Origin of the sequence: Spirosoma aerolatum (assembly GCF_002056795.1) — a bacterium.
Lineage (GTDB): Bacteria > Bacteroidota > Bacteroidia > Cytophagales > Spirosomataceae > Spirosoma > Spirosoma aerolatum.
Map to the genome: position 1 here is coordinate 3,596,642 of NZ_CP020104.1, position 26,054 is coordinate 3,622,695.

The following is a 26,054-nucleotide window of genomic DNA, read 5'->3' on the forward strand; positions in this document are numbered from 1 at the left end:
ATCTTATGCGCTCTTCCCCACCCCGCTGGATACATTGGCTTTTAACGCGGCTTCACCCGGAAGAAACGCTGGAAGAGGTCGAAGGGGATCTGGATGAACTATACACGTACTGGTACGATCGGGCAGGTAAGACAGAAGCAACTCTGCGCTACCTGTTGAATGCCATATCGGTACTACCGCCCTTTGTGCGACGACGAGAACGCAATAAAGAATATTATCAAACGCCCTCAACCCTGCATCCGGTTATGATCCGAAATTATCTAAAAATCGCCTTTAGAAACCTATTGCTTAATAAGGGGTATTCGGCCATCAATATTGCTGGGCTGGCTATTGGTATGATCGGTTGCCTGTCGATCGGCCTGTTTGTATTGGACGAATGGAAGTTTGATAAAACGATTCCCGATGGGGAGACCATTTACCGGATTTATGCAGAACGAACCAAAGACAATACGACTACTAAAGCAGCGGTTGTAGCACCAGCTTACGCCAGCTTTCTGCAGCAACATTACCCCGAGATAGATACTACGGCCAGACTATTAATGGCTCCTGACCGATTTCTGGTGGAAACTGACAGCCAGAAAAACTATGAAGACAAAGGCTGGTTTGTGGAATCATCGTTCCTGGCTGTATTCAACTTGCCGTTGGAAAAGGGAACGGTTTCGGGTATTCTGGATGTGCCGAAAACAATTGTTCTTACTAGCGAACTCGCCCAAAAGTATTTCGGTCGGGAAGATCCCGTTGGTAAAACGATTAAAATCAATACCACTGATTATACCATAAAAGGCGTGTTAGCGCCCTTGCCGGATCATTTTCACCTGGATTTTCATTTCCTGATGTCTTTTTCCAGCGCAGGTATACCCGCGAGTCGAATGGAAAAGTGGACCTGGAGTCAGTTTTATACGTATGTAAAAGTGAAGCCTGGAACCGATATCGCGCAACTGCAGGCCAAGTTCCAAACTTATGTAAAAGACAATATCATCAAGCCTGGCGATACGGTTGTTCTGCCTTTCTTTCAACGACTCTATGATGTTCATTTAGAGTCAGCTGATTTTACGTTTGATAATGCCATCCGGGGGAATGAAAGCTATGTGAATGCTTTGATGATCGTTGCGCTGTTTGTGCTGGTTATTGCCTGCTTTAACTTTATCAACCTGGCTACGGCCGTTTCGTTTAGGAGGGCCCGGGAGATTGGGGTACGAAAAGTTGTGGGCGCAGGCCGCAAACAGCTTGTTTTCCAGTTTCTAGGTGAAACAATTCTGGTGTCTCTACTGGCTATGGTCATTGCAGTGGTGGCTTTGTTTATTATTGTACCGGCCCTGAATCAGTTTACCGGCAAAATAATGGCCTTTAATCCGTTTACTGACCCGCAGCTAGGCTTACAACTGCTGGGAGCAACGTTGCTGGTAGGTTTGCTGGCGGGTAGCTATCCTGCCATTATCGTATCTGGTTTCCAGCCGGTGCAGGTTTTGAAAAATACCCGGTTTTCGCTTAACGGTACATCCTGGTTTAGGCAGGCGCTGGTTGTGGTTCAGTTCGCGTTGTCTTCCTTGCTGATTATTTCAACCCTGGTCGTGTATCGGCAAACCCAGTACATGAACCATAAAGAGCTGGGATTCAGTAAAGAACAGCTAGTCTATTTTCAGGCTCGGGGACAGGTAGCTGGAAAAGGTCTGGAAGCGTTTAAAGCCGAACTAAAACGATCGCCCAATGTACTCTCTGTTACTTCGGGATATGGCCTTCCGGGCGATCAGTTTGCGGGCGATGGTGTTACACTACCCGGAAAGAATGCCGAAAAAGAATATTCGGTAAGCATGTTTATCGGTGATCCTGACTATATAAAAACGCTGGGCCTTCAATTGATTGCTGGACGTGATTTTTCAAAAGATATGTCGACCGATGAACAGGAAGCCTTTATCATCAACGAAACCGCTGTTCGGGAATTTGGATTTAGCTCACCCCAAAAAGCGTTAGGTCAACGGATAAACTGGCATGAATGGGAGCCTGCCGACACGACCGATCCGATTAAACGAGGAAAGGTAGTTGGGGTAGTCAGGGATTTTCACTATAAAAGCCTGCATGAAAAAGTTACGGCTACCGTGATCCATATGGTACCGCAGGAATTGTTTAAAGTGGCTGTAAAAGTTCGGGAATCCGATATTCAGCAAACGTTAGCGTACATCAACACCGTATGGAGCCGGTTCTCTCCCGATTTTCCCTTGGATTATACGTTTATGGACGAGACCTATGGGAAAATGTATAGCACTGAAGAAAAGCTGAGCGAATTGCTTTGGTTATTTGCGATGCTTGCCATTACAGTAGGCTGTATGGGGCTTTTTGGGCTTGCCGCATTCAGTGTAGAGCAACGCGTGAAAGAGATTGGTATTCGAAAGGTACTGGGAGCAAGTGTGTTGGCTATTATAGGGTTGCTGTCCAGAAATTTTATTATGCTGGTTGCGCTTGCTTTTGTGATGGCCACGCCAGTAGGCTGGTGGGCTATGAGTCGTTGGCTGAGTAATTTCCCGTATCGAATTGCAATGGACTGGTGGATATTTGCGCTGGCAGGATTGATGGCAGTCGGCATCGCATTATTAACTGTGAGTTTTCAGAGTATCAAAGCGGCTCTTATGAATCCGATCAAAAGTTTACGATCGGAGTAGGTAAAAGTTTGTAATTTAACAACTAAGGCGTTTTTTGATTTGAAAACAACGTATAACCATGAACAGCAGACTTTTTTCCGTCCTACCATTACTAGCCCTTTGCTATAGTATAAATTTTGTATACGCCCAATCGACAAAACTATCTTTGGCCAGCACAGACGGTTTATTGCCCGTTCATGTCCGTGTTTCGTCGGAACAATATCTCGGTAAGGCTAGCCTTCGGGTAGTGGATGCCGGTACCAGTAAGTCGGATATAGCCTATGCCAAGATTAAAAACTTTCGTTTTCAAAATGGAACAATCGAACTCGAAATTGCCGGTAAACCCTTAAGTACGGCTGGGGAGTTGGCTAGGGGATTTGTAGGCATTGCGTTCCGAATAGCTGATGATGATTCCAAATTTGAATGTATCTACCTTCGACCAACTAACGGCCGGGCAGAAGATCAGATTCGACGAAACCATTCTGTGCAGTACATTTCACATCCGGATTACCCCTGGGAGAGAAATAGAAAAGAAACGCCGGAAAAATATGAATCGTATGTCGACCTGGCTGTTGGTGAATGGACGAAAGTGAAAATTGTGGTTCAGGGGGATAAAGCAAGACTCTATGTGCATGGGGCAACACAACCCGCGTTAATTGTCAACGATCTGAAGCTTGGAGCGACTCAGGAGGGAGCTATTGGTTTATGGGTTGGCCCTGGTACCGACGCTCATTTTGCCAACCTGAACGTAATCCCGGCCAATTAAAATAGCCAACTTAAGAATGAGAATAATGTGCTTTTCTAAAATGGCTGATAACTTTTGGAAATGAGCAACCAATCAGTTCATGCCAGGTCTGTTCGGATTCATACGTTCCTTTTACCATTTCATGTCGCTCGTCTTTGAGGATGGGGTATAGTTAATTGTACATTCGTCGTAGAAAACGTTTTGAAACGATAGACAACAACTACGATGAATACATTAATTGCGCATATTGATGAGTTTGTGGTAAGCCTGGCCTTGCTTCTAACCCTATTAAACACGGTACGGCTGGTTCGGGGGGCATCCCTGCCAGTGCGGAGGCTACCAGCCGCATTGGTGGTGTTGGGGCCAACAGCCAATGCGACTCTGATGGGTGCCGGGCACTTATTCGAAAATAGTTACCATGCTGTTGAGAGGCTGTTGGCTGGCACGTATACATATAATTTTCGGCAATACTCACTTTTCCTGATGGGAGTAGTAATGCTGGCGATAAGCCTGTATATACTACGCCAACTTTCCAACTGGTTTAGCGGCATTCCCGGTAGCGAGCGAAAAGCGGTGCAGGCTACCCTGGCGATTGTAGCTGTCAGTGCGCCTACTATTGCGTTTACGCCGATTGGCATTTTGCCTACGTTGGTTAGTTTCGTCTCATTACTGGCTCATCCGTTTGTTATGAAAAATCGACCATCCTCAGTTTCGGCATTGGCTACCGAGATGCGTATGGAGGAACCCATTCGTTAACAAGGTCCATTGATTGCCGATAATTTTCGAAAGGGCCCTACAACGTAAAAAGATTACGTTGTAGGGCCCTTAGCATTGTAGGCTAAGAGCTGGAACAAATACTACCTACAAAACAGAACCCATTTTTGTAGATAGTCGAAAAAGGGTGCAGCTGATTCCCGAAATGCATATCCAGATTGATAAAACGTCAGAAGTAGACATACAGCCGTTTCGGGTGTTGTTTCTTCAGGAGCTTAATCGCCAGTTTATTTGTAACAAATGCCACCAGTACGGTTGGGCCGATGTATACCTGATTACCATCAATGGGATACGCGTGGGCTATAGTGCGGTGTGGGGGACCGATCGGCGCGAAGATCGCGATACAATTTTTGAGTTTTATGTGCTGCCTCTTTATCGAAAATTTACCAATACACTGTTTCCGAAACTCTGCTCGGTAACGAAGGCCACCTATATCGAGTGCCAGTCCAACGATGCCTTGCTGGCGGCAATGCTGTATGAATATGCACATAGCATTAATGCAGAAGCCATTCTTTTCGAAGATTATGCCAGTACCGATCTTAGGGCGTCAGATGGCGTTTTTCGCCAGCGCACGTCAGATGATATACCGGAAGGCGATCAGAGCCCCTATGTACTGGAGTTGAATGGAGCTATTGTAGCCAGCGGAGGGCTGATGTTGAATTATAACTTACCCTTTGCCGACATCTATATGCAGGTGAAAGAACCGTTTCGACGGCAGGGCCTGGGAAGCTTTATGGTACAGGAATTAAAGAAAGTGGCCTATCTGATGGGGCGAGTGCCAGCCGCCCGATGCAATATAACAAACCAGATTTCGAAGGCTACACTCCAGAAAGCCGGTTTACAAACCTGCGGGTTTCGGCTGAAAGGAGTACTAAAAAATGAGTAAATACGGATAAAATCACAAGCAAGTTGAGCCAATGGAAACAACAAAAGCAATACTCAAAAACGCCTGGCCTTATCAACAGGACAAAATGAGTCTCCCTGTCAATGATCTGGAAGCCGCTATTCCCTTTTATGAAACCTACCTGGGTTTCCGGTTGATTGACCGGCCTGAAACGCCCTGGCCATCGGCTATCCTGAGCCGGGATACGCTACAGATTGGACTGGCCGAAAACGGTGGTGATCCGACACAGGACGGCTGTTTCTTTGAAGTCGACCATGTTGAGCGAGCTTTTGATGAGTTTAAAGCCCATGGACTCACTAAAGAATTGTCTGGTTTTAGCGTTCAAAAGCATGGCGCAGCCAACTGGAAAGTTTTCTTTGTGGTTGCACCTGATGGACTTTGTTACTGTTTTGGTAAACGGCAATCGTAGGCAAACCTTATTGGTTTGATTGATAGTTTGGAATATTTTTTCCAAGATAAATAGGCCGTTCGGCTTTGTACATAGTGCCGACGTCTTTGAGTTTCAGAATGCCGCTGCCTCCCCGGTTTTCCAGCTTGGCTCGTTTGTCGGTTGTAAGCAGCGGGTCATCGTCAAACAGGTATTCGTCAATATAATACTCGTTGAGTGTCGGTTCTTTAATCGTGATGTGAATATGTGCCGGATCGGAATGGCCGGGGTAAGGAGCCGGACGTAATGTAACAAACTTGTATTCGCCTTTCTCATTGGTTCGCATCCAGCCGCGTATGGAACCATGCCGCTTTTCCCAGCCTTTGGCACCCTCTTTGGCTGTGTAATGCCCCGTTTCGTCGGTGTGATAGACATATAGAATAACGCCTGCTGCAGGTGTTATGCCATCGGCTTTGTATACGACCCCGTTGATACCCAGAGGCTTCTTGCCATTCCAGGTGGCATCCGGTAGTTTCGCCAGCATCTCGAGCTTATCGAACGGAACTGAACTTTCATAAATCGCTTCGCATCCTTCACAGGGGCCACCGGCTTTTTTATCCTGCCCGAATACAGGAAATGTGAGCAGTAATAGGAGTAGGTTGATAAGAATAGAACGCGGATTTTTAGAATGATTATGATTTTCACGGCTAATATCATAATCAATCATAATCATCCTAAAAATCCGCGTTCTATGTTGAATTAATTGCTGAGTTTGCATAGCTGTTAGGGTATTGGTTAAGTCCGAAACAAAGCAACCGGGTCAGAAAACTATTTCCAAAAATAATAGACCAACAACCTGAATAATAGATGAGTTTATACGCTCAATTTTGTTCCTCTACTTGTTGGGCCGTTGGTTGATATAATTTTCGTTGTGTTTTTCTTTTGTATTCATTTACACCGGATTACAATTGGCTTTGTCATGGACGTTTTGGATAGACGCCTACGAATTCCGCTTTCCGCAGGACCGATTCCTTCGGGTGCATAAGTCATTTATAGCAGCCATTGACCATATTTGTCGAATTGAGCGAAATCGATTGATGTTGAATAGTACACCCATACCAATTGGCCGTACTTATAAGGAAGAGGTTGAGAAAACACTCTTTGAGCGCCCACGCTAACCAATCGTAAACGTAAAAATACATTCTTGCCAACTTATAATAATCCTATCGAAAAACCAATTCATGAAAATCAGTCTTGTTTTCGTTTGCATCGCTTTTCTCATTCATCTCGACTTATTTGCTCAATCCAGCAATTCCGCCATTCGCCAGCGTGAATTTATTTATGAAAAGGCTCCGACGCCCGAATGCCATGCTTCTACCATTGCCGAAACACCCGCTGGCCTCATTGCCTCCTGGTTTGGTGGTACATACGAGCGACATCCCGACGTAGGCATCTGGGTCAGTCAACATACCAAAACGGGCTGGGCACCACCGGTTGAGGTGGCAACGGGTGTACAGCCAGACGGCAAACGTCTTCCTTGCTGGAATCCAGTTTTATTTCAAATTCCTAAGGGGGAGCTACTCTTGTTTTATAAAGTCGGCCCCAGCCCATCGACCTGGTGGGGGATGCTGAAGCGGTCTAAAGACAATGGCAAGACCTGGTCAGAAGCTGAGCGACTGCCTGATGGTATTTTAGGACCCATTAAAAACAAGCCCGTGTTGTTACCATCGGGGGTTTTGCTTTGCCCGACCAGTTCGGAAGATCATAACTGGCGCGTGCATTTTGAGCAAACAGCCGATTGGGGCAAAACCTGGCAAAAAACGACACCCATCAACGATGGTGTAGCCGATGGGGCCATTCAACCCAGTGTTCTGTTTCACAAAAACGGACAGTTACAGATTCTTTGCCGGAGTCAGAAGATCGGCTTTATTCAGGAAGCTTGGTCGAAAGATGGTGGTAAAACCTGGTCGGCATTGCAAAAAACAACACTGCCAAACCCCAACTCAGGAACTGATGCCGTTACCCTGAAAGATGGACGGCAGGTGCTGGTCTACAATCCGACATCGCCCGTAAATGGAAAAAGTGGCCCCCGTACACCACTCGATGTGGCCATTTCGGATGATGGAAAGAACTGGAAAACACTGGCTGTTCTCGAAAACGAACCCGGTGAATATTCATATCCCGCCGTTATTCAAACTGCGGACGGTCTCGTACACATCACCTATACCTGGAAACGTCAGCGCGTCCGGCATGTGATCGTTAATCCTGAAAAACTATAGAACCACAACGGCGGATCGGTAGATCGTTATGCTGGTTATGATTTACACAGATCTAAATAAATCATAACCAGCATAACGATCTGCCGGTCCGCCGGCGGTTCTATCAATCCCGTTTATCAAGTTTCTTGAACAACCCCAAGTACATATAGTTCTGGAAGTACACTTATTCTGGAACGTTATGTCGCTTATTGCCGAAGCTCCTCCGAAGGATACGTATATACCTTCTTTGCCGCCCACACATACCGTTACGCTTACCGTCAACGGTACCGAAGCTCAATTACAACTTTCTCCCTGGACGTCTTTACTCGATGCTTTACGCGAGTACATGGACCTGACCGGCACCAAAAAAGGCTGTGATCACGGCCAATGTGGAGCCTGTACGGTTCTGGTCGATGGGAAACGCATTAACTCCTGCCTGACCTTGGCTATTATGCAGGAAGGTAAGTCGATTACTACCATCGAAGGCGTTGCACAAATGGCCACAGATGCGCCTGATGGCCTCCACCCGATTCAGAAAGCGTTTATCGACTGCGACGCATTCCAATGCGGCTATTGTACGCCCGGACAGATTTGCTCGGCGATAGGGCTCCTCAACGAAGGACAGGCTAAAACAACCGCCGATATCCGTGAACTCATGAGCGGTAATATTTGCCGTTGCGGGGCTTACACCAACATTGTACAGGCAATTGAGGAAGTCATAAATCAGCAGGCCGTATGAATAGTTTTACCTACACCCGCGCTGACTCGGTTGAGCACGCTGTCAATGAACGCGTAGCTGAAACGGGCGCCAAGTTCATTGCAGGAGGAACAAACCTGCTCGACTTGATGAAGGAAACAGTAGAACACCCTTCCAGGCTGATCGATATTACCCGCTTGCCCATGACCAGTATCACCGAAACCGTTGACGGTGGGTTGCGGCTGGGGGCATTGGTAACCAATGCCGATACGGCTTATGACAAGCATGTTCAGAAACGGTATCCGCTTCTGTCTCAGGCTATTCTGGCCGGGGCTTCTCCGCAACTTCGGAATATGGCGACTAATGGGGGGAATCTGATGCAGCGAACCCGCTGTTATTATTTCTATGATGTGGCCACTCCCTGCAACAAACGGGAACCAGGATCGGGCTGCTCGGCCATCAATGGTTTCAATCGAATCCATGCCATTTTAGGGACGCAATTGCTGGATCAGGACGGAACCTCAGCCGAGCCGCAGTGTATTGCTACTCATCCATCCGATATGTGTGTCGCGTTGGCCGCTTTAGGCGCTGTGGTACGGGTAACCGGCAAATATGGTGAGCGAACTATCCCCTTCGCCGATTTTCACCGATTGCCCGGCAACACGCCACATATCGACAATTCACTGGCATCTGATGAACTTATAACGGCCATCGACTTACCCCCGAATGGCTTTCCAAAAAATCATATGTACCTGAAACTGCGTGACCGGGCTTCCTATGCGTTTGCACTAGTATCGGTTGCGGCTGCGCTGGAACTGGAGGGCGATACGATTTCGGATGCCCGCATTGCCCTCGGTGGCGTAGCTCATAAACCCTGGCGCAAACCCGAAGCTGAGGATTTGCTGGTTGGCAAACCCGTTTCCAGCGAGTCGTTTCAGGCAGCTGCCGATGCGTTGCTGGCCGGGGCTCAGGGGTACGGGGCGAATACATTTAAAATAGAACTGGCAAAACGGGCCATTGTCCGCGCACTGGGGCAGGCCGCTAAACTCGAACCAACCGAATGAGTCAGGCAATTGGAAAACCCATTAACCGTGTCGACGGTCGGGATAAAGTGACCGGAAAAGCAAAATATGCCGCTGAGTTTCAGGTGCCGGATCTGGCCTATGGGTACGTGGTATCGGGGGCTATTGCAAAAGGGACAATTACCCGCATCGATACCAGCGAAGCCCTGCGTCTGGATGGCGTTTTGCAGGTATTTACCCATGAAAACCGGCCTAAACTGGCCTGGTTCGACATCAGCTATAAAGATCAGGATGCGCCACCGGGTTCACCGTTCCGGCCCTTGCAGGATGCGACTATTAAGTATAGTGGCCAACCCATTGCCTTGGTTGTAGCCGAAACGTTTGAAGTTGCCCGCTATGCCGCTTCGCTGATTCGGGTTGAGTATAAAGAAGAATCGCACGAAACCAGTCTGGAAGCAAATCTGCACCGCGCCCGACCGCAAAAGCATGGTATGGCCGATTTGTTGAAACCACCACCACCCAAACCCCGTGGCGATTTCAATAAAGTGTATGAGGAATCGCCCGTCAAAATGTATGGACGGTATATCCATGCGGCCGAACACCATAACCCAATGGAGTTGTTTGCCAGTACAGTTGTCTATGAAAAAGGTGGAAAGGAACCTAAGCTGACGATTTATGATAAAACTCAGGGTGTAACGAATAGCATTCTGTACGTTTCACAGGTGTTTGATATTCCGTTCAAAAATATACGGGTGCTATCGCCCTACATGGGTGGTGGATTTGGCTCTGGTTTGCGGCCACAGTATCAGTTATTTATGGCCGTTATGGCATCGCTCGAACTGAAACGGTCGGTACGTGTAACGCTCACCCGCCAGCAGATGTTTACCTTTGGCCATCGACCTGCTACCGTGCAAAATGTTGCACTTAGTGCTACCGCCGATGGTACTTTGAATGCGCTATATCACGATGCACGGGGAGAAACCTCTCGCTTTGAAGACTATACTGAAATCGTAACAAACTGGGGTGGTATGATCTATCCGCCAGAGAACGTTACGCAGGATTATAAACTGGTGCCGCTAGACGTGTATACGCCACTGGACATGCGGGCGCCGGGTGGAGTAACGGGGATGTCGGCGCTGGAGATAGCCGTCGATGAACTGGCCTATGAATTGGGCATGGACCCGCTGGAACTCCGGCTGAAAAACTATACTGACCTGGACTACAACACCAAAAAGCCGTTTTCGAGCAAAGAACTCCGGGAATGTTTCCGGCAGGGAGCCGAGCGATTTGGCTGGTCGAAACGTCAGTTTGAGCCTGGTTCGATGAAAAAAGGGCATAACCTGATTGGCTGGGGCATGGCTACCGGAATCTGGGAGGCTAACCAGATGCCCGCCCGTGCCGAAGCAGCTTTGCTGGTCAATGGTAAGTTATGGGTAAGCAGCGCAACTGCCGACATTGGTACGGGAACCTATACCATCATGACGCAGATTGCCGCCGATGCCCTTGGCTTGCCGGTTGAAGATGTTCTATTCAAGCTGGGCGACACGGATTTTCCGGTGGCACCAATTTCGGGCGGTTCCTGGACGGCAGCTACGGTCGGTATGGCTGTTCACTCGGCCTGTGAAGCCGTTGGCAAATCGCTGCTGGGGTTGGCGAAGAAATTGTCAGGTTCGCCGTTCAAAGGCGCGAAATGGGACGATGTTGAGTTTGTCGATAAGCAGTTACGGCTCAAAAACGATCCATCAACGGCCGTTTCGCTCCAAACGCTGGTTGATCTGAATGGGGGTAAGGCTGTTCGGGAAACCTCAACGGGGTTACCGAATGCGCTGAAGCAAAAAGACTATGCCCGCGCAACGCATTCGGCAGCGTTCGTTGAAGTTATGGTTGATGAAGTGTTGGGAACGGTTAAAGTGACCCGCGCTGTTAGCGCCATAGCTGCGGGGCGAATTTTGAATCCGAAAACAGCACGAAGTCAGATTCTGGGCGGCATGGTGTGGGGGATCAGCAAAGCACTTCACGAAGAAAGCGTGCTGGACCACAACTTCGGTCGATTCATGAACCATAATTTGGCCGAATACCACGTATCCGTCAACGCCGATATTCATGATCTCGATGTCATATTCGTCGAAGAAGATGACACCATTGTAAATCCGCTGGGTATCAAAGGGCTTGGCGAAATTGGGATCGTAGCCATGCCAGCCGCCATAGCGAATGCTATCTTCCACGCAACAGGCAAGCGGGTAAGAGACCTACCCATTACGCTGGATCGGTTGCTGTGAATAGAATTGAAACCCCTAAATCGCCTGAAGGGGACTTTGCTCACAAGTAGATAAAGTCCCCTTAGGCGATTTAGGGGTTTCAGGAAAAATCAAGCGACTGCTTTCCCTTCCAGAATGGGCCGTTTGTCTTTCGTTTTTGCCAGAATACTCAGGCTGCTCTGAAATTCAACCTGAACGCCATCTGACCCAAATCGACAGGTAACAGTGTCGTAATGGGCTGTTTCAATAAACCGCCAAACCATGACGAAGGTATTGGTATCCTGCCAGCTTCCCGAACCGGCTACTTTGCGGGTTTCACCGCCCGGAACAGGCGTTGGTGTCAGCATCAGTGGGGCTATGGCAAAGGTAGTCGTGCTTTCGACCCATCGGTTTACTCCACAAAGAACCTGATGAGGCCCTTTATCGTCCTGAAGTTTAAAAATGCACCCGTCTTTCCCGAACGTCAACGATACATCCTTGACATGCAGCGGGTTATCGGCTATAGCATAGGTCTTGCCACTGATCTGGCTGAATACTGTAGAAGCGGGCTGGCTAGGTTCAGGTAATAAGGTTAACGCTGTTAACTTCTTTGTCAGAGCGGGTTGTTGTGTTTTGGCCGATGCCATATTCGTTCCGTGCAGGGCTGGTAAAATATGATTCCAGGCGGCATCCAGCACGGCCTGCATATTGGCTGTTTCGGAGGTCATTGCAATTACGGCATCTTCTTTCGGCAGCACGATACAGTATTGGCCATAGGCTCCATCGCCCCGGTAGGCATCGTTCCGGCACCGCCAGAACTGATAACCGTACCCCTGAATCCAGTCGTTGACACTGGCATCCCCTTTTCCCCCTTTCGATTGGACTTCGGCTTTGGTTGCGTCGTTGATCCACGATTCCTGAATCAGTCGTTTGCCATTCCACATGCCTTTCTGGAGATACAGTTGCCCGAATTTGGCAATATCTTCGGTTCGTACCCGCAGCCCCCAACCGCCGGTATTGATACCCTGTGGCGAAACCTCCCAGTCTTCGCCTTCAATGCCCAATGGCCCGAACAGACGCGGCTTCAGATACTCCAATACGGTTTGCCCCGTCACCTTCTGCACAATGGCCGAGAGCATGTACGTAGCGCCACTGTTGTAAACGAAGAACGTTCCGGGTTCATGTTCAACAGGCTGGGCCAGAAACGATTTTACCCAGGATGCATCGCCACCGCGAAGGGCGCCCGTCGTATCCTTGTCGTGCCCGGTCGACATGGTAAGCAAGTCTTTTACGCGCATAGCCGACAGGTTAGCGCTGACCGTCGCTGGCACATCATCGGGGAAAAACTTTACCACCTTATCTTCGACCGTAAACCGCTTTTCGGCCACGGCCATACCAACTGCGGTCGACGTAAAGCTTTTACTGAGCGAATACAGAGTATGCTTAAACTGAGGAGCATACGGTGCCCACCAGCCTTCGGCTACAACCTGACCATGTTTCAGTACCATGACACTGTGAACATTGAGTTTCTGGCTTTCGATGGCATTCAGAAAATCCAGAAGCCCACTGGGCGATACGCCCTGAGCTTCGGGCAGGCTCCTGGGGAGTTTACCCGTTTTGGTCGGTAAAGCCCAGCTCGCTGTTGGTAGATTGCTGGCAATCAGCAAACCAGCCGCGCCGAAGCCAAGTTGTTGCAGGAAATCTCTACGATTTAAATTCATGGTTTTGCCTAAGCGGTTTGAACGGAAAGTTAGTGTTATAGATCGATCAGGTAGTGCAAACCCAAAAGCAGTTAGTTAGGGGGAAATTACTATTAAGGGTGGGGAAAATAAATGCCAGAGAGTGAAGCCGAAAAATTAAACGTGCTGAATTAAATGGAATGTTGGATTTTTTGAGGGAAGTGGTTGATTGTTTTTCGATTCAGGGTATTTTTATAGCAGCCCTTCGGGTAAATCTCTGTTTTGCCAGAGATTAATTGGGGGACCATATAGCCGTAACCACTTCACTCATCATTGAAAATGCCAAACCGATTCCTTCCTCTTTTTTTACCTCTTTTTCTGCTTACAATAGTAGCCCGTCCGCAATCGTTCAAGCCAAAACACGTGCAGGAGGCTACCATCGATCAGCTACATACGGCCATGCAAAAAGGTAAGCTGACGGCTGTTGAACTAGTCCAGCTTTACCTAGATCGTATTGAGGCTTATGACAAGCAAGGCCCATTTCTCAATGCGATTATTATGGTGAATCCTAAAGCCTTGGCGGAAGCCCGCCGACTTGATTCGTTGTACAAAGCGACCGGGAAGTTTGTTGGGCCTTTGCATGGGATTCCGGTGATTGTAAAGGATAATTACAACACCTTCGACATGCCTACCACCAACGGGACTTTGGCTATGAAAAAGTCGATTCCGCCAAAAGATGCGTTTGTCGTCAAGCGGATTCGGGAAGCCGGGGCTATTATCATTGCCAAGTCGAATCTGGCGGAGTTTGCGACCTCGGGGCAGGTGTCGGTAAGTTCGATTTTGCCTGGCTATTCCCGAAATCCATACGATACAAAACGGACAACGGCAGGGTCGAGCGGGGGAACAGCCGCTGCGGTAGCTGCCGATTTTGGCACCATTGGCCTCGGAACGGATACGGGCAGTTCGATTCGGGGGCCATCCTCGCACCAAAGTCTGGTGGGTTTTCGGCCAACGCTGGGGTTGGTTAGTCGGGATGGGATTGCCCCGTTGGCGCTGACAAACGATACGGGTGGGCCGATCTGCCGGACAGTTGAGGATGCCGTGCGGGTACTGGACGTGATAGCCGGTTACGATAAGGCGGATACCGTAACCCGACGGAGCGAAGGGAAGATACCCGTCTCGTATCGGCAGTATCTGGATAAAAATGGTCTGAAAGGGACTCGGATCGGCGTATTCCGTCAGCTTTGTACTCCCAAAAATTCGGACCCGCAGGTATATGCCCTCTTCAATAAGGCTCTGGACGAACTACGAGCGGCTGGGGCTACGGTAATCGACTCGGTACGTGTGCCTGAATTGGACACCATCAATAAACAGTTCGATACAATTCCGCAGCTTCGTCGCGATTTCAACGTGTATCTGGCAAATCTGGGGCCCAATGCTCCGCACAAATCGCTGACATCTATCATTAAGTCGCGGCAATTTCATCCGAGTATTGAAAAAACGCTGCTGGATTCAGACAAGGACACCCTGGCACCGGAAGCCCATAAAGGATGGGAGAAAAACCTGGCCTTGCGGGAGCGATTGCGTAAACTGCTTCTTCGGGCCATGGATTCGACGGGTGTCGATGCGCTGGTGTATCCGTCGTTCAGTTATCCTCCCCGATTACTCGGTGATTTGAATACGCCGTCGGGTACGAATAACAATGCCCTTTCACCACCAACCGGCTTCCCTGCTTTTTCAGTACCGATGGGTTTTACGTATACTGATTTACCCGCTGGTTTGCAATTCTTCGGGCGCCCCTTTAGTGAGCCAACCCTCATTCGGCTGGGTTACGCTTATGAGCAGGCCACGCATCATCGGCGCCCACCCGAAAGCACACCCGTTTTGTCAAAGAAGAAGCGGAAAGTAGCAAGAACATAAAACCTTTACGCCATATAGACCCGCCAGGGAGCGCCAGAATTTCCTGATTATTAGGATCTGTATAGATAAAATTCTAACAAACATGAAAATCTGGTGCCCTCTGGCGGGTCTATTTTTGAGATTCTATTCAATTTTAGATTCTGGAAAACAATCGTTCATGACTAAACTATCTATTCTGGCTTTCATACTTCTTCTGTCAGCGGTTTCAAATGCACAGCAACTGATTACCCCGTTTGAACGAGATAGTAATCAGACGGCAACATATGAGCAAATCATCCGTTGGTATCGGCAGTTGGATCAGCAGTATGACCAGGCTAAATTGATTGAAATCGGGAAAACGGACATTGGTAAGCCTTTGCATTTGTTCCTGTTAGCAGCTGATAAACAATTTGCCTCCCGACCTGGCCGGGTAACTTTGCTGATTAATAATGGTATCCATCCGGGCGAACCAGAAGGAATTGATGCCTGCATGATGCTGGCGCGTAACTTATTGAAAGCCAATAAGCTTCCCCAAAATGTGTTGGTGGCCATTGTGCCGGTCTACAATGTGGGTGGCTGCCTGAATCGGGGTGTTTCGCGGGTAAACCAGAACGGGCCAGAATCGTATGGGTTTCGGGGAAATGCCCGTAACCTGAATCTCAACCGCGATTTTATAAAAGCGGAAGCCGAGAATACGCGGGCTTTTCAGTCGATGTTCCAGTGGCTAAAACCACAGGTATTTATTGATAACCATACGAGCGATGGCGCAGACTATCAGCATGTGCTGACGTATTTTGCGACGCAGAAAGATAAGCTTCATCCGTTAGTGTCGGGCTATATGGTTCAGTCGTTTCAGCCAGCGTTAGATAAGCAACTAACGGCTAAAGGATTTCCGTCTGCTCCCTATGTGAATCATGCAGGCGATACTCCGGAGAGCGGTCTAATTGGGTATAACGACTCGCCCCGTTATTCGACGGGCTATGCTGCTTTGTTTAACTGCTTCGGGTTTACGCTGGAAACACATATGTGGAAACCCTTTCCGGCCCGTGTCAAGGCATCGTATGTGTTCGATGAAGAAGTCATGTGGCTGTGTGATCGTGAGGCCAAAACGATTTTGACGAATCGACAACGGGCCGATGAAGCCGTACGTCAGCAGAAAACCTTTCCCCTTAGCTATAAACTGGATCGGAGTAAGACCGATTCGGTTACGTTTCTGGGCTATGCGGCTGCCTATAAACCCAGCGAGGTATCGGGTCTGAAACGACTTTATTACGACCGGACAAAACCCTTCATGAAGCGGGTGCCTTACTGGAACACCTTCGCTGTCGAGGCACAAGTCGATAAACCTCGGACTTATGTGATTTCGCAGGGATGGACTGAGATCGTTGGTGAGTTAAAGCGCAATGGGGTGACGTTGACGCCATTGGCAAAGGATACGTTAATAAAGGTCGCTGCCTATTACATCACGGATTTCAGGACTCCACAGCGTCCCTACGAAGGCCACTACCCGCATTCGGGCGTAAACGTGCGGACAGACACACAAACAATTCAATTTTATAAAGGTGATTTTCTAGTCCCGACCACACAAGTAGCGAATCGGTACATTGTCGAAACGCTTGAACCACAGGGCGTTGACTCATTTTTTGCCTGGAATTTTTTCGATAGTATTCTGGACCAGAAGGAATATTTTTCGAATTATATATTTGAAGACACAGCCGCCGACCTGCTGAAGCAAAATCCGATTTTACGAAAGCAACTGGACGAGAAACGTGCTATTGACAAAGCCTTCGCCGAAAACGCCAATGCGCAACTGGAATTTATTTACAAGCAAACACCGTATTACGAGAAAACGCATAACCGCTATCCAGTTTACCGGATAAATTAGTAAAATCGTTTTCGAGAGGCTGTACAGGATTATTATCGAAAAAACAATCCTGTACAGCCTCTCGAAAAGTAAAACAAGATGAGCTTAATGAGCCGTTTCTTAGTTTGTTTCTGGTTGTTTGGCCTGATTTCGCTTACTCTAGTTGCCCAGACTAAACCATCGTCGTCGGATGTCGCAGCCATTCGGTCGTTGCGGACGGAGTCGAATCAGGCTATTCAGGCAAAAGATCTCAATAGGTTTGGGCAAACGATGTTGCCGGAAATAGACGTGACGCGGGGAAGTGGTTCGCATGTGTCGGGCCGGGATTCGGTACTAGCGTCGGTAGCCGTTCAATTTAAAGACCCGGCGTTTCTGGGATATGTTCGGTACACCGAACGCATCGATATCAGTACAACCAGTCCATTCGCTGCCGAACATGGGCATTGGGAAGGCCGCTTCCGCCGATCAGACGGCATTCAACTCATCACAGGGACCTACCTGGCAATGTGGCGCAAAACTGACTCAGGCTGGAAAATTCGCTCCGAATTATTTGTGAGTTTAAGCTGTACCGGCAGTGCCGCTTGCGGGAAGTGATCGGAATTATTCTGTTTATCAGGTATGTTTTGAGAATAAAAAACGGTCAATTTTCGGCGTATAATAGGCTTATCAGATTTAAGTACTTGTCCTCCATTACTTAAGGGTGGGTTAGCAGGATTTGCGTAATAAATTGCTTTGGCTCGACGAATCAATTTTAAGGCAGCAGCTAATCGTTCCTCCGGAGTTTTGGCCCACCAATATTCCTTATCATAAACATGAATATCATCAGGATTGCTGGACTTGCGGATAGTAGACATAGTGAGAGCAGATAATTTATTGACTCAACCTAATCAGTGCTCAGGCAGTAATACCGGAATTTAGTATTATCTGCCTGAGCACGTTCGGCAAACGGTTATAAATCGGGTTAGCTTCTCCAGATGATCAATTTTCTTATTTGAAAATCACAGACTGCCTTTCCGAACCTCACGTCTTCCGTCTTACCCCTTCTTTACTTCCTTCGCCCAGCTATCTTTCAGGGTAACGGTTCGATTAAAGACAGGTTTGTCGGTAGTAGAGTCAGAGTCGAGCACGAAGTAGCCTTTGCGTATGAACTGGAAATTGCGGATAGCCCCTGAACGAGCGGCTTCGACTAATGCTGGTTCGACAAATGCGCGGACCACTTCCAGCGAATTGGGGTTTAATAATTCGCGAAATTCGCGTTCGTCGGCGGCTGGGTTTTCGACCGAGAAAAGCCGGTCATACAGCCGAACTTCCGCTTCGACGGCGTGCGGTACCGAGACCCAGTGGATAGTGCCTTTGACATTAATGCCCGATGTATCCGAACCACTGCGGCTTTCGGGTATGTATGAGCACCGTAGTTCGATAATCTCACCCGCATTGTCTTTGACAACTTCATCACATTTGATGATGTAAGCCCCTTTCAGCCGAACCATGCCGCCCGGAAATAGCCGGAAGAATTTCTTCGGCGGGTTTTCCATGAAATCATCCCGTTCGATATATACTTCCCGGCTGAACGGAACCTCCCGCTCACCTGCACTGGGATCTTCGGGATTGTTTTCGATGTGCATGATTTCTTCCCGACCGACCTCATAATTGGTAATGACCAGTTTCAACGGTTTCTCGTCCAGTACAGCCATCACGCGGTGCGTGGTCTTGTTCAACTCTTCGCGGATACAGAACTCCAGAAGGCCCACATCGATCAGATTATCCCGTTTGGCGATACCAATGCGGTCGGCAAATTCGCGAATGCTGGCAGGGGTGTAGCCCCGACGACGAATACCAGCAATGGTTGGCATGCGTGGATCGTCCCAGCCGCTCACGTGGCCTTCTTCGACCAACTGCTTGAGCTTCCGTTTACTCATAACCGTATAGGTCAGGTTGAGCCGGGCAAACTCAATTTGTCGGGATGGGAAGATGTTCAACTGGTCGATAAACCATTCATATAGTGGACGGTGTACTTCAAACTCCAGCGTGCAGAGCGAATGTGTAATATGCTCAATCGAATCCGATTGCCCGTGGGCGAAGTCGTACATTGGATAAATACACCAGGCGTTGCCCGTCCGGTGGTGATGCGCATGCTTGATGCGGTAGATGATCGGATCGCGCATGTGCATGTTGGGAGAGGCCATATCGACCTTCGCCCGCAGTACTTTCGCACCGTCAGCATATTCGCCCGCTTTCATGCGCCGGAACAGATCGAGGTTTTCATCTACACTCCGGTCACGGTATTGACTCATCCGGCCTGGTTCGGTTGGTGTACCTTTCTGGGCGGCAATTTCTTCCGAGGTCGAGTCGTCTACATAAGCTAAGCCTTTCTGAATCAGTGTTTCGGCAAATTGATAAAGCTGGTTGAAGTAATCGGAAGCGTAGAACTCATTTTCCCACTCGAAGCCCAGCCATCGCACATCGTTCTTAATCGAATCAACATATTCAGTGTCTTCGGTAACGGGGTTGGTATCGTCGAAGCGTAGATTGGTCTGTCCACCGTATTTATCGGCCAGGCCAAAATTAAGGCAGATGGATTTGGCGTGACCAATGTGCAGGTAGCCATTGGGTTCGGGTGGAAAACGGGTGTGAATGCGTCCACCGTTTTTACCAGCGGCTAAATCGTCTTCAACAATTTGTTCAATAAAATTGAGAGAGTTTCCTGCATTATTGCGGTCAGAGGAGTTGTTCTCACCGGCAAGAGATTCTTCGGGTTCCTTCGTTGCTTCCGCCATGTCGTTACTTCACACTTGATAAAAGCCCGAAATTACGGTCTTTGACCGGGTTTGGCAAACAGAACCGTTATCAATTGCGTTCCAGAGAGTAGCTTGGGTGCCAGAAGCAACGTACCAAAAAGCCCTGAATTTTCGCTAACAGGGTTATGGAAAAACTACTTAAGTAGGTAGTAGCCGCTCGTTAATTTATTATTAATGAGCGAACAAAATGGCTGTCAGAACGAGTTGTTGCAGTGAGTACGCCGTTTTCTGTCAGCCAACAACGGTGCTCAAGGCTTACGATTTATGAAAAAAACGTTTATCGGCTTTCTTTTTGCGGTTGGGTGTTTCGTATCAAATTATGGATTTGCTCAGAGAACAACGGACTCGTTGGCTCGACAGGCCTATCTGGCCGACTGTATTCAATACGCATTAAGTCACCAGCCGACAGTCAGACAATCCGTTATAGACCAGGAAATTGCCGAGCGAACGATTCAGAGTAGTCTGTCGGCCTGGTATCCACAAGTTTCGGCAGGTTATAGCCTACAGCATTACCTGAAACAACCCGCCACACTCTTTCCCGACCCAACCACGGGCGAAGTTGTACCTCGGGTAATCGGGGCTAAAAATACATCGACGGCATCGCTGTCGCTGACTCAGAATATCTTCAATCGGGATTTACTGCTCGCTAATCAGACGGCGGATGCGTATCGGGTACAGGCTACCCAGAATACGGTTCGTAACAAAATCGATGTGGTCGTCAATGTTAGCAAGGCCTTTTACGATGTAATACTGACCCAGCGTCAGGTCGATATTCTGAGTGTCGATATTGCTCGGTTACAGCGAAGTCTTCAGGATGCCACCAATCAATACCAGAGTGGAATCGTCGATAAAACAGACCCGCAACGGGCAGCTATTGCTCTTAACAACACCCGTGCTCAGCAAAAACAATACCGGGACCTGGTTGGGGCTAAATACCAGACATTGAAGCAACTGATGGGGTATCCGCCGAATACGCCACTCAATGTAGCTTACGATACGCTGCAACTGGTAAATGACGCCAATCTGGATACCCTTCAACTGGTCAATCCGCAGAATCGTATCGAATACCAGCAGCTATTGACCCAGGGCCGGTTACTGGATGCTAATGTAAAATACACGCGCTGGGCGTATTTGCCTAACGTAGCGGCCTTTGGTAATTATAACCTGCTGTATCAGAACAATTCCTTCGGTCAACTCTTTGGCATGGTATTCCCGAATTCACTGATCGGCTTATCGGTAGCGTTGCCGATTTTTCAGGGGGGGCGTCGGATTCAGCAGACCAAAATCGCTGAGTTGCAGGTACAACGGTTGCAATGGGATTTAGCCGCGCTCACCAGTTCGGTCGATGCAGAGTATGCACAGGCGCTGTCCAACTACAAAGGGAATCTGGCCAACTACCTGGCTTTGCGGGAAAACCTGACGATGGCGGAGGATGTCTACCGGATTATCAACCTGCAATACCGCTCCGGGGTAAAAACCTTCCTTGATGTGACCATTGCCGAAACCGATCTCCGAACAGCCCGACTCAATCTGTTCAATGCACTGTATCAGGTATTAATTAGTAAGCTGGACGTTCAGCGGTCACTTGGGGTTATTCAATTTTAAGAACGATATATCCGTTTACGGTATTCGGTTTACGGCAGGCTGACGCGAAAATCTGTGTTGTGCAAGCCTGCCGTAAACCGAAAAGCCAATAAAATCAGTTTATGAAACTTTCCACCTATTTCACCCTGCTTACGAGTGTTGCATTGTTTGCCTGTGGTGGTAATAAAACCGATCAGCAACAGGGACCACCTCCGCCTACACCCGTCTCGGTTGCCAAAGCGACGAAAGGGAATGCTACCTACTATGACGAGTTCCCGGCTACGGTAACGGCCTTGCTGGAGGTTGAGATTCAACCGCAGGTGGCTGGTAACATTACGGGTATCTTTTTTCAGGATGGGCAGCATGTTAGTAAAGGTCAGAAGCTTTACTCCATCGACCCGCAGCAGTACCGGGCTAGTTACGATCAGGCGGTGGCCAATCTGAATGTACAAAAAGCCAATCTGAACCGCGCACAGAAAGATGCGGATCGGTACAATACATTGGCTCAGCAGGATGCTGTTGCCAAGCAACTGGTCGATAATGCCAATGCCACGCTTGAGTCGGCCAAAATGCAGGTCGAAGCGGCTCAGGCAGCCATCCGGCAGGTCGGTACGAATCTGAAATACACGACGATTTTTGCCCCAATGGATGGGACAATCGGTATTTCGCAAGTGCGGCTCGGTGCAGCCGTAGCCCCTGGTTCTACTCCGCTCAACACCATTTCGTCTGATAACCCAATAGCGGCCGATGTGCAGATCGACGAGTCGCAGATTCAGCGGTTTCTGAAGCTACAGAGCCAGCCCAACGTAACGCGGGATTCGACCTTTGTGTTGCTTTTGCCAAGTGGACAGCCGTACCCATTCCCCGGTTCGGTACGTATCGTAGACCGGGCTGTTGACCCACAAACGGGTACGTTACGGGTACGTATCGCTTTCCCGAATCCCAACCGACAACTAAAACCGGGTCTGAATGTGAACGTTCGGGTGAAAAATAGTACGGGCGAACCGCAGTTGCTGATACCGTACCAGGCTGTAACGGAGCAGATGAGCGAATACTTTGTGTTTGTCGTAGGCGATAGCAGCAAAGTGAGTCAGAAAAAAGTGACGCTAGGTGCCCGGATCAATGATAAGGTCGTTGTGAAAAATGGCCTGACCGAGGGCGAATCCGTCGTAACGGAAGGTACCCAGAAAATTCGGGAAGGAGCGAAAGTAAAAATTAATGAGTGAAAGAGTGAAAGAGCGAAAGAGTGAATCATGCTGACTCCCTTTCGCTCTTTCACTCTTTCGCTCTTTCACTCATTGAATTATGTTCGCAGAAATATTCATCAACCGGCCGGTTACGGCCATAGTGATATCGGTGGTTATTGTGGCGCTGGGGGTGCTGGCCTTGCAAAGCCTGCCCGTCAGTCAGTATCCCGATATTACACCCCCGGTCGTGCAGGTGACGGGTACATACACAGGAGCGGATGCCCAAACGGTTGAACAGACGGTGGCTACGCCCATTGAAACCCAGGTGAACGGTACGCCCGGTATGGACTATGTGCAGACCAATGCCACCAACGATGGCCGGATGACCATGAACGTGACGTTTAAGGTGGGTACGGATGTGAACATTGCCGCGCTTGACGTTCAGAACCGGGTGGGTATCGCGCAGCCGCAATTGCCCGAAGAAGTTACCCGACTAGGCGTTGTGGTGCGGAAACGGAATCCGTCACTGTTTATGCTGGTGGCGATTTATTCACCGAATAAAACCCATAATGTTTCGTTTCTGGACAATTACGCCAACATCTACATCCGCGATGCCCTGCTTCGGGTGCCGGGGGTAGGGGATATTTTCAGCCGGGCCGATGATTTCAGTATGCGGATCTGGCTCAAACCCGATCGGCTGGCGCAGCTTGGCTTAACCCCCGACGATGTAGTGGGTGCCCTTCAGGAACAGAATTTACAGGTAGCAGGCGGTTCGGTAGGCGCTTCTCCACAACCGTCCACCCAGGCGTTTGAGTACACAGTTTTTACCAACAGCCGACTCAGTAAAGAAGACGAGTTTAAAAAGATCATCGTGAGGAGTGACCCCGCTCGTGGTTCTCTGGTGTATCTTGAAGATGTGGCTCGTGTGCAACTGGGTAAATTTTCGTATGCCAGCAACTCGTTTGTTGATGGGAACCGGGCGGCTTACCTGCTGGTCTATCAGTTGCCGGGTAGTAACGCCATTGCCACCGCCAAGGGCGTGTATGCTGCGATGGACAACCTGAAAAAGACGTTCCCGAAGGACATTGATTATGTGGTGCCGTTCGAATCGGTATCGGTTATTCAGGTGTCTATTTCGGAGGTTGTCGAAACCCTGCTCGAAGCGTTGGGACTGGTTGTACTGGTCGTATTCCTATTCCTCCAAAGCTGGCGGGCTACCCTGATCACACTGCTGGCCATCCCGGTGTCGATCGTTGGCACATTTGCCTTATTTGTGCCACTAGGGTTTACAATAAATACGCTGACGCTCTTTGCCTTCGTGCTGGCTATCGGTATCGTGGTCGATGATGCCATTGTGGTGGTGGAAGCCGTGCAGGTGAATATCGACAAAGGCATGTCGCCAAGAGATGCGACTAAGGCAGCGATGGCTGAAATTTCGGCTCCTGTTATTGCCATAGCCTTGATCCTGGCGGCTGTTTTCGTTCCGGTTGGATTTATACCCGGCATTGTCGGTCGGTTGTACCAGCAGTTTGCTATTACAATTGCCGTATCGGTACTGATTTCAGCTTTTGTTGCCCTATCGCTGACACCAGCTTTGTGTACGCTGCTCCTGCGTCCGATGCATATTGACGAAAAAGCAACCGGACTCAATAAGTTCTTTTACAAATTCAACCAGGTCTTCGAACGCATGACCAATTCGTATACCAACAGTGTCAAACGACTCATCAAAGCGACCCCGCTGGTGATTGTTGGGCTGGTTGTTATTTACATTGGAACGGGGCTGTTGTTCCGGGCGAAACCTACCGGCTTCCTGCCAACGGAAGATGAGGGCCGTTTGATTGTGACCTACGAAATCCCGGAAGCTGCTTCAACCTCCCGGAGCCTTGTCGTGCTGAATAAGGTGATGGCTATTCTGAAAGCGCAGCCGTACGTAGCCCATTTTTCGGCACTGGGAGGCCTGAATGCCATTACGTTTGCCTCGAAATCGAACAGTGGTACGGTCTTTATTCAGCTCAAACCCTGGGAAGAGCGCAAAGAACGGAATATGCAGGCTGATTCGCTGGTGGTGAAACTACAGCGGGCGCTTTCGAGCCTGAACGATGCCCGGCCGCAGGTAATTCAGCCGCCTGCTATTCCGGGTCTTGGACAAAGCTCCGGGTTCACCTTCGAAATTCAGCAGCGCGAAACCAACGACGATGTCCGCGCCTTCGATAACGTGGTACAGAACTTCCTGGCCGAAGCCAACAAACGACCCGAAATTGGCCGTGCCTTCTCGTATTTTACCGCCAAGACACCCGCTTATCGGGTAGATGTTGACCGGGATAAGTGTAAAAAGCTGGGGATACCTGTCAGCAGCGTGTACCGGACCATGCAAACGTATCTGGGTAGTCAATACGTCAACGACTTCATTATTTACGGGCGTAAGTTCCGCGTGGTGGCGCAGGCCGATACCATGTACCGAACTGATGTACGGAATCTGGGTAATTATTATGTACGGAATCAGGCTGGCCAACTGGTGCCGATCAGTACGGTGATTAAAACGACGGTTATTGAAAATGCGCCCTTGATTTCGCACTTCAACCTGTTCCGGTCGGTGGAGTTGAACGGCGGGGCTAAACCCGGCTTCAGTAGCAGCCAGGCCAATGATGCGTTGCGGGAAGTAGCAGCTAAAGTGCTGCCTGCCGGTTATTCCTATGATTTTGGTGGCCTAAGCCGGGAGGAAATCAATGCCGGGAATACGTCGATATACATTTTCATGCTGTCGATTGGATTTGTCTTTCTGTTCCTGGCCGCTTTGTACGAAAGCTGGTCAGTTCCCTTCTCAGTCTTATTATCCGTGCCTATAGGGGCATTGGGGGCTATTGTGGCGCTTATTCTGTTCCCGTATTTAAGCAACAACGTGTATGCCCAGATTGGCTTGATTACCCTGATCGGTCTGGCTGCGAAGAATGCTATCCTGATTGTTGAATTTGCGAAAGAGCGGGTGGATCGGGGTGAAGACCTCATTCAATCGACACTGGAAGCCGTTCGATTGCGACTTCGGCCTATTCTGATGACATCGCTGGCGTTTATTCTGGGTGTATTTCCGCTGGCCATTGCCAGTGGAGCCGGTGGAGTAGCCCGCGCAACGATCGGCCGAACAGTACTAGGCGGGATGCTGGCGGCTACGTCCATTGCTATTTTCGTGGTGCCTGTTTTGTACGTTGGTATCACGCGGCTGGCCTATGGTAAAAAAGGGCTGGAAGAACTAAAAAAGAATGCGAAGAACGAAGAGAAGCCTCACGAAGAGCCACAGCCAGCAATCGATAAGTAAAGCGAATTATGAGCGGGTTGACGCCTGTTGTTAGCTCATAAAGACTTCTGGTTGATTGTTGATTTTCTGCGCGTTCACTTTCCTGTACTA

General features: G+C 49.0%; 19 protein-coding genes. 16 read left to right on the forward strand and 3 right to left on the reverse strand.

What is annotated here, in order from left to right:
- The first annotated feature begins 5 nt into the window (after positions 1–5).
- The 5 genes from B5M13_RS14485 to B5M13_RS14505 all read left to right on the forward strand — a co-directional run bounded on the left by B5M13_RS14485 (position 6) and on the right by B5M13_RS14505 (position 5,468).
- Positions 6–2,657, forward strand: a complete 2,652-nt coding sequence (locus B5M13_RS14485; RefSeq protein ID WP_080056357.1) for an ABC transporter permease — start codon at positions 6–8, stop codon at positions 2,655–2,657.
- 145 nt (positions 2,658–2,802) lie between these two features.
- A complete protein-coding gene (locus B5M13_RS14490; protein ID WP_179950492.1) occupies positions 2,803–3,402 on the forward strand; it encodes a hypothetical protein in 600 nt (199 codons plus the stop codon).
- A gap of 204 nt (positions 3,403–3,606) precedes the next feature.
- Positions 3,607–4,137, forward strand: a complete 531-nt coding sequence (locus tag B5M13_RS14495; protein ID WP_080056358.1) for a hypothetical protein — start codon at positions 3,607–3,609, stop codon at positions 4,135–4,137.
- Positions 4,138–4,300: 163 nt separating this feature from the next.
- Positions 4,301–5,041: a GNAT family N-acetyltransferase gene (locus B5M13_RS14500; RefSeq protein ID WP_080059930.1), complete on the forward strand. Its 741-nt coding sequence runs from the start codon at positions 4,301–4,303 to the stop codon at positions 5,039–5,041.
- A 31-nt stretch (positions 5,042–5,072) separates the two neighbouring features.
- Positions 5,073–5,468, forward strand: a complete 396-nt coding sequence (locus tag B5M13_RS14505) for a VOC family protein (RefSeq protein WP_080056359.1) — start codon at positions 5,073–5,075, stop codon at positions 5,466–5,468.
- A gap of 7 nt (positions 5,469–5,475) precedes the next feature.
- Here B5M13_RS14505 and B5M13_RS14510 read toward each other — a convergent pair whose 3' ends face one another.
- The gene (locus B5M13_RS14510; protein WP_245860010.1) at positions 5,476–6,204 is read right to left on the reverse strand and encodes a dioxygenase family protein; all 729 of its coding nucleotides are present in this window, start codon (positions 6,202–6,204) and stop codon (positions 5,476–5,478) included.
- Between the two features lie 196 nt (positions 6,205–6,400).
- On the opposite strand from B5M13_RS14510, the gene B5M13_RS14515 reads away from it, so the two are divergent.
- From B5M13_RS14515 to B5M13_RS14535, 5 genes are all read left to right on the forward strand, one after another.
- Positions 6,401–6,604 carry a LytTR family DNA-binding domain-containing protein gene (locus B5M13_RS14515; protein ID WP_218919493.1) on the forward strand — a complete coding sequence of 68 codons (204 nt, stop codon included), beginning with the start codon at positions 6,401–6,403 and terminating at the stop codon, positions 6,602–6,604.
- A 63-nt stretch (positions 6,605–6,667) separates the two neighbouring features.
- A complete protein-coding gene (locus B5M13_RS14520; RefSeq protein ID WP_080056361.1) occupies positions 6,668–7,705 on the forward strand; it encodes a sialidase family protein in 1,038 nt (345 codons plus the stop codon).
- Positions 7,706–7,883: 178 nt separating this feature from the next.
- Positions 7,884–8,423 (forward strand): (2Fe-2S)-binding protein, encoded by a 540-nt coding sequence (locus tag B5M13_RS14525; RefSeq protein ID WP_080056362.1) that lies wholly within the window; start codon positions 7,884–7,886, stop codon positions 8,421–8,423.
- Positions 8,420–9,445, forward strand: coding sequence for an FAD binding domain-containing protein (locus tag B5M13_RS14530; RefSeq protein ID WP_080056363.1), 1,026 nt, complete (start codon positions 8,420–8,422; stop codon positions 9,443–9,445). The genes B5M13_RS14525 and B5M13_RS14530 overlap by 4 nt, the downstream gene beginning before the upstream one ends.
- On the forward strand, positions 9,442–11,682 hold the full coding sequence (locus B5M13_RS14535; RefSeq protein WP_080056364.1) for a xanthine dehydrogenase family protein molybdopterin-binding subunit: 2,241 nt from the start codon (positions 9,442–9,444) through the stop codon (positions 11,680–11,682). The genes B5M13_RS14530 and B5M13_RS14535 overlap by 4 nt, the downstream gene beginning before the upstream one ends.
- A gap of 89 nt (positions 11,683–11,771) precedes the next feature.
- On the opposite strand, the gene B5M13_RS14540 is transcribed toward B5M13_RS14535, so the two are convergent.
- Positions 11,772–13,361 (reverse strand): serine hydrolase domain-containing protein, encoded by a 1,590-nt coding sequence (locus tag B5M13_RS14540; protein WP_080056365.1) that lies wholly within the window; start codon positions 13,359–13,361, stop codon positions 11,772–11,774.
- A 297-nt stretch (positions 13,362–13,658) separates the two neighbouring features.
- On the opposite strand from B5M13_RS14540, the gene B5M13_RS14545 reads away from it, so the two are divergent.
- The 3 genes from B5M13_RS14545 (at position 13,659) to B5M13_RS14555 (ending at position 17,676) form a co-directional block, all read left to right on the forward strand.
- Entirely contained in the window at positions 13,659–15,239 is a 1,581-nt protein-coding gene (locus B5M13_RS14545) for an amidase family protein (protein WP_080056366.1), read from the forward strand.
- 157 nt (positions 15,240–15,396) lie between these two features.
- Positions 15,397–17,103, forward strand: a complete 1,707-nt coding sequence (locus tag B5M13_RS14550; RefSeq protein WP_080056367.1) for a M14 family metallopeptidase — start codon at positions 15,397–15,399, stop codon at positions 17,101–17,103.
- A gap of 87 nt (positions 17,104–17,190) precedes the next feature.
- The gene (locus B5M13_RS14555; RefSeq protein WP_245860011.1) at positions 17,191–17,676 is read left to right on the forward strand and encodes a YybH family protein; all 486 of its coding nucleotides are present in this window, start codon (positions 17,191–17,193) and stop codon (positions 17,674–17,676) included.
- Positions 17,677–18,116: 440 nt separating this feature from the next.
- Here the strand turns inward: B5M13_RS14555 and B5M13_RS14565 are convergent, their stop codons facing one another.
- Complete coding sequence (locus B5M13_RS14565; RefSeq protein WP_080056369.1) at positions 18,117–19,859, reverse strand: glutamine--tRNA ligase/YqeY domain fusion protein; 1,743 nt, start codon at positions 19,857–19,859, stop codon at positions 18,117–18,119.
- Between the two features lie 285 nt (positions 19,860–20,144).
- Between B5M13_RS14565 and B5M13_RS14570 the strand changes: the two genes are divergently transcribed.
- The 3 genes from B5M13_RS14570 to B5M13_RS14580 all read left to right on the forward strand — a co-directional run bounded on the left by B5M13_RS14570 (position 20,145) and on the right by B5M13_RS14580 (position 25,964).
- A complete protein-coding gene (locus B5M13_RS14570) occupies positions 20,145–21,485 on the forward strand; it encodes a TolC family protein (RefSeq protein ID WP_080056370.1) in 1,341 nt (446 codons plus the stop codon).
- A 101-nt stretch (positions 21,486–21,586) separates the two neighbouring features.
- Positions 21,587–22,690 carry an efflux RND transporter periplasmic adaptor subunit gene (locus B5M13_RS14575; RefSeq protein WP_080056371.1) on the forward strand — a complete coding sequence of 368 codons (1,104 nt, stop codon included), beginning with the start codon at positions 21,587–21,589 and terminating at the stop codon, positions 22,688–22,690.
- 79 nt (positions 22,691–22,769) lie between these two features.
- Complete coding sequence (locus tag B5M13_RS14580; RefSeq protein ID WP_080056372.1) at positions 22,770–25,964, forward strand: efflux RND transporter permease subunit; 3,195 nt, start codon at positions 22,770–22,772, stop codon at positions 25,962–25,964.
- The last annotated feature ends 90 nt before the right edge of the window (positions 25,965–26,054 follow it).

Bases quoted from the DNA above. Each gene is read 5' to 3' on its own strand.
- B5M13_RS14525 (WP_080056362.1), top strand. From the start codon at position 7,884: ATGTCGCTTATTGCCGAAGCTCCTCCGAAGGATACGTATATACCTTCT.
- B5M13_RS14530 (WP_080056363.1), top strand. From the start codon at position 8,420: ATGAATAGTTTTACCTACACCCGCGCTGACTCGGTTGAGCACGCTGTC.
- B5M13_RS14510 (WP_245860010.1), bottom strand. From the start codon at position 6,204: ATGCAAACTCAGCAATTAATTCAACATAGAACGCGGATTTTTAGGATG.
- B5M13_RS14575 (WP_080056371.1), top strand. From the start codon at position 21,587: ATGAAACTTTCCACCTATTTCACCCTGCTTACGAGTGTTGCATTGTTT.
- B5M13_RS14555 (WP_245860011.1), top strand. From the start codon at position 17,191: ATGAGCCGTTTCTTAGTTTGTTTCTGGTTGTTTGGCCTGATTTCGCTT.
- B5M13_RS14580 (WP_080056372.1), top strand. From the start codon at position 22,770: ATGTTCGCAGAAATATTCATCAACCGGCCGGTTACGGCCATAGTGATA.
- B5M13_RS14540 (WP_080056365.1), bottom strand. From the start codon at position 13,361: ATGAATTTAAATCGTAGAGATTTCCTGCAACAACTTGGCTTCGGCGCG.
- B5M13_RS14565 (WP_080056369.1), bottom strand. From the start codon at position 19,859: ATGGCGGAAGCAACGAAGGAACCCGAAGAATCTCTTGCCGGTGAGAAC.
- B5M13_RS14535 (WP_080056364.1), top strand. From the start codon at position 9,442: ATGAGTCAGGCAATTGGAAAACCCATTAACCGTGTCGACGGTCGGGAT.
- B5M13_RS14570 (WP_080056370.1), top strand. From the start codon at position 20,145: ATGAAAAAAACGTTTATCGGCTTTCTTTTTGCGGTTGGGTGTTTCGTA.
- B5M13_RS14550 (WP_080056367.1), top strand. From the start codon at position 15,397: ATGACTAAACTATCTATTCTGGCTTTCATACTTCTTCTGTCAGCGGTT.
- B5M13_RS14500 (WP_080059930.1), top strand. From the start codon at position 4,301: ATGCATATCCAGATTGATAAAACGTCAGAAGTAGACATACAGCCGTTT.
- B5M13_RS14545 (WP_080056366.1), top strand. From the start codon at position 13,659: ATGCCAAACCGATTCCTTCCTCTTTTTTTACCTCTTTTTCTGCTTACA.
- B5M13_RS14485 (WP_080056357.1), top strand. From the start codon at position 6: ATGCGCTCTTCCCCACCCCGCTGGATACATTGGCTTTTAACGCGGCTT.
- B5M13_RS14505 (WP_080056359.1), top strand. From the start codon at position 5,073: ATGGAAACAACAAAAGCAATACTCAAAAACGCCTGGCCTTATCAACAG.
- B5M13_RS14520 (WP_080056361.1), top strand. From the start codon at position 6,668: ATGAAAATCAGTCTTGTTTTCGTTTGCATCGCTTTTCTCATTCATCTC.
- B5M13_RS14495 (WP_080056358.1), top strand. From the start codon at position 3,607: ATGAATACATTAATTGCGCATATTGATGAGTTTGTGGTAAGCCTGGCC.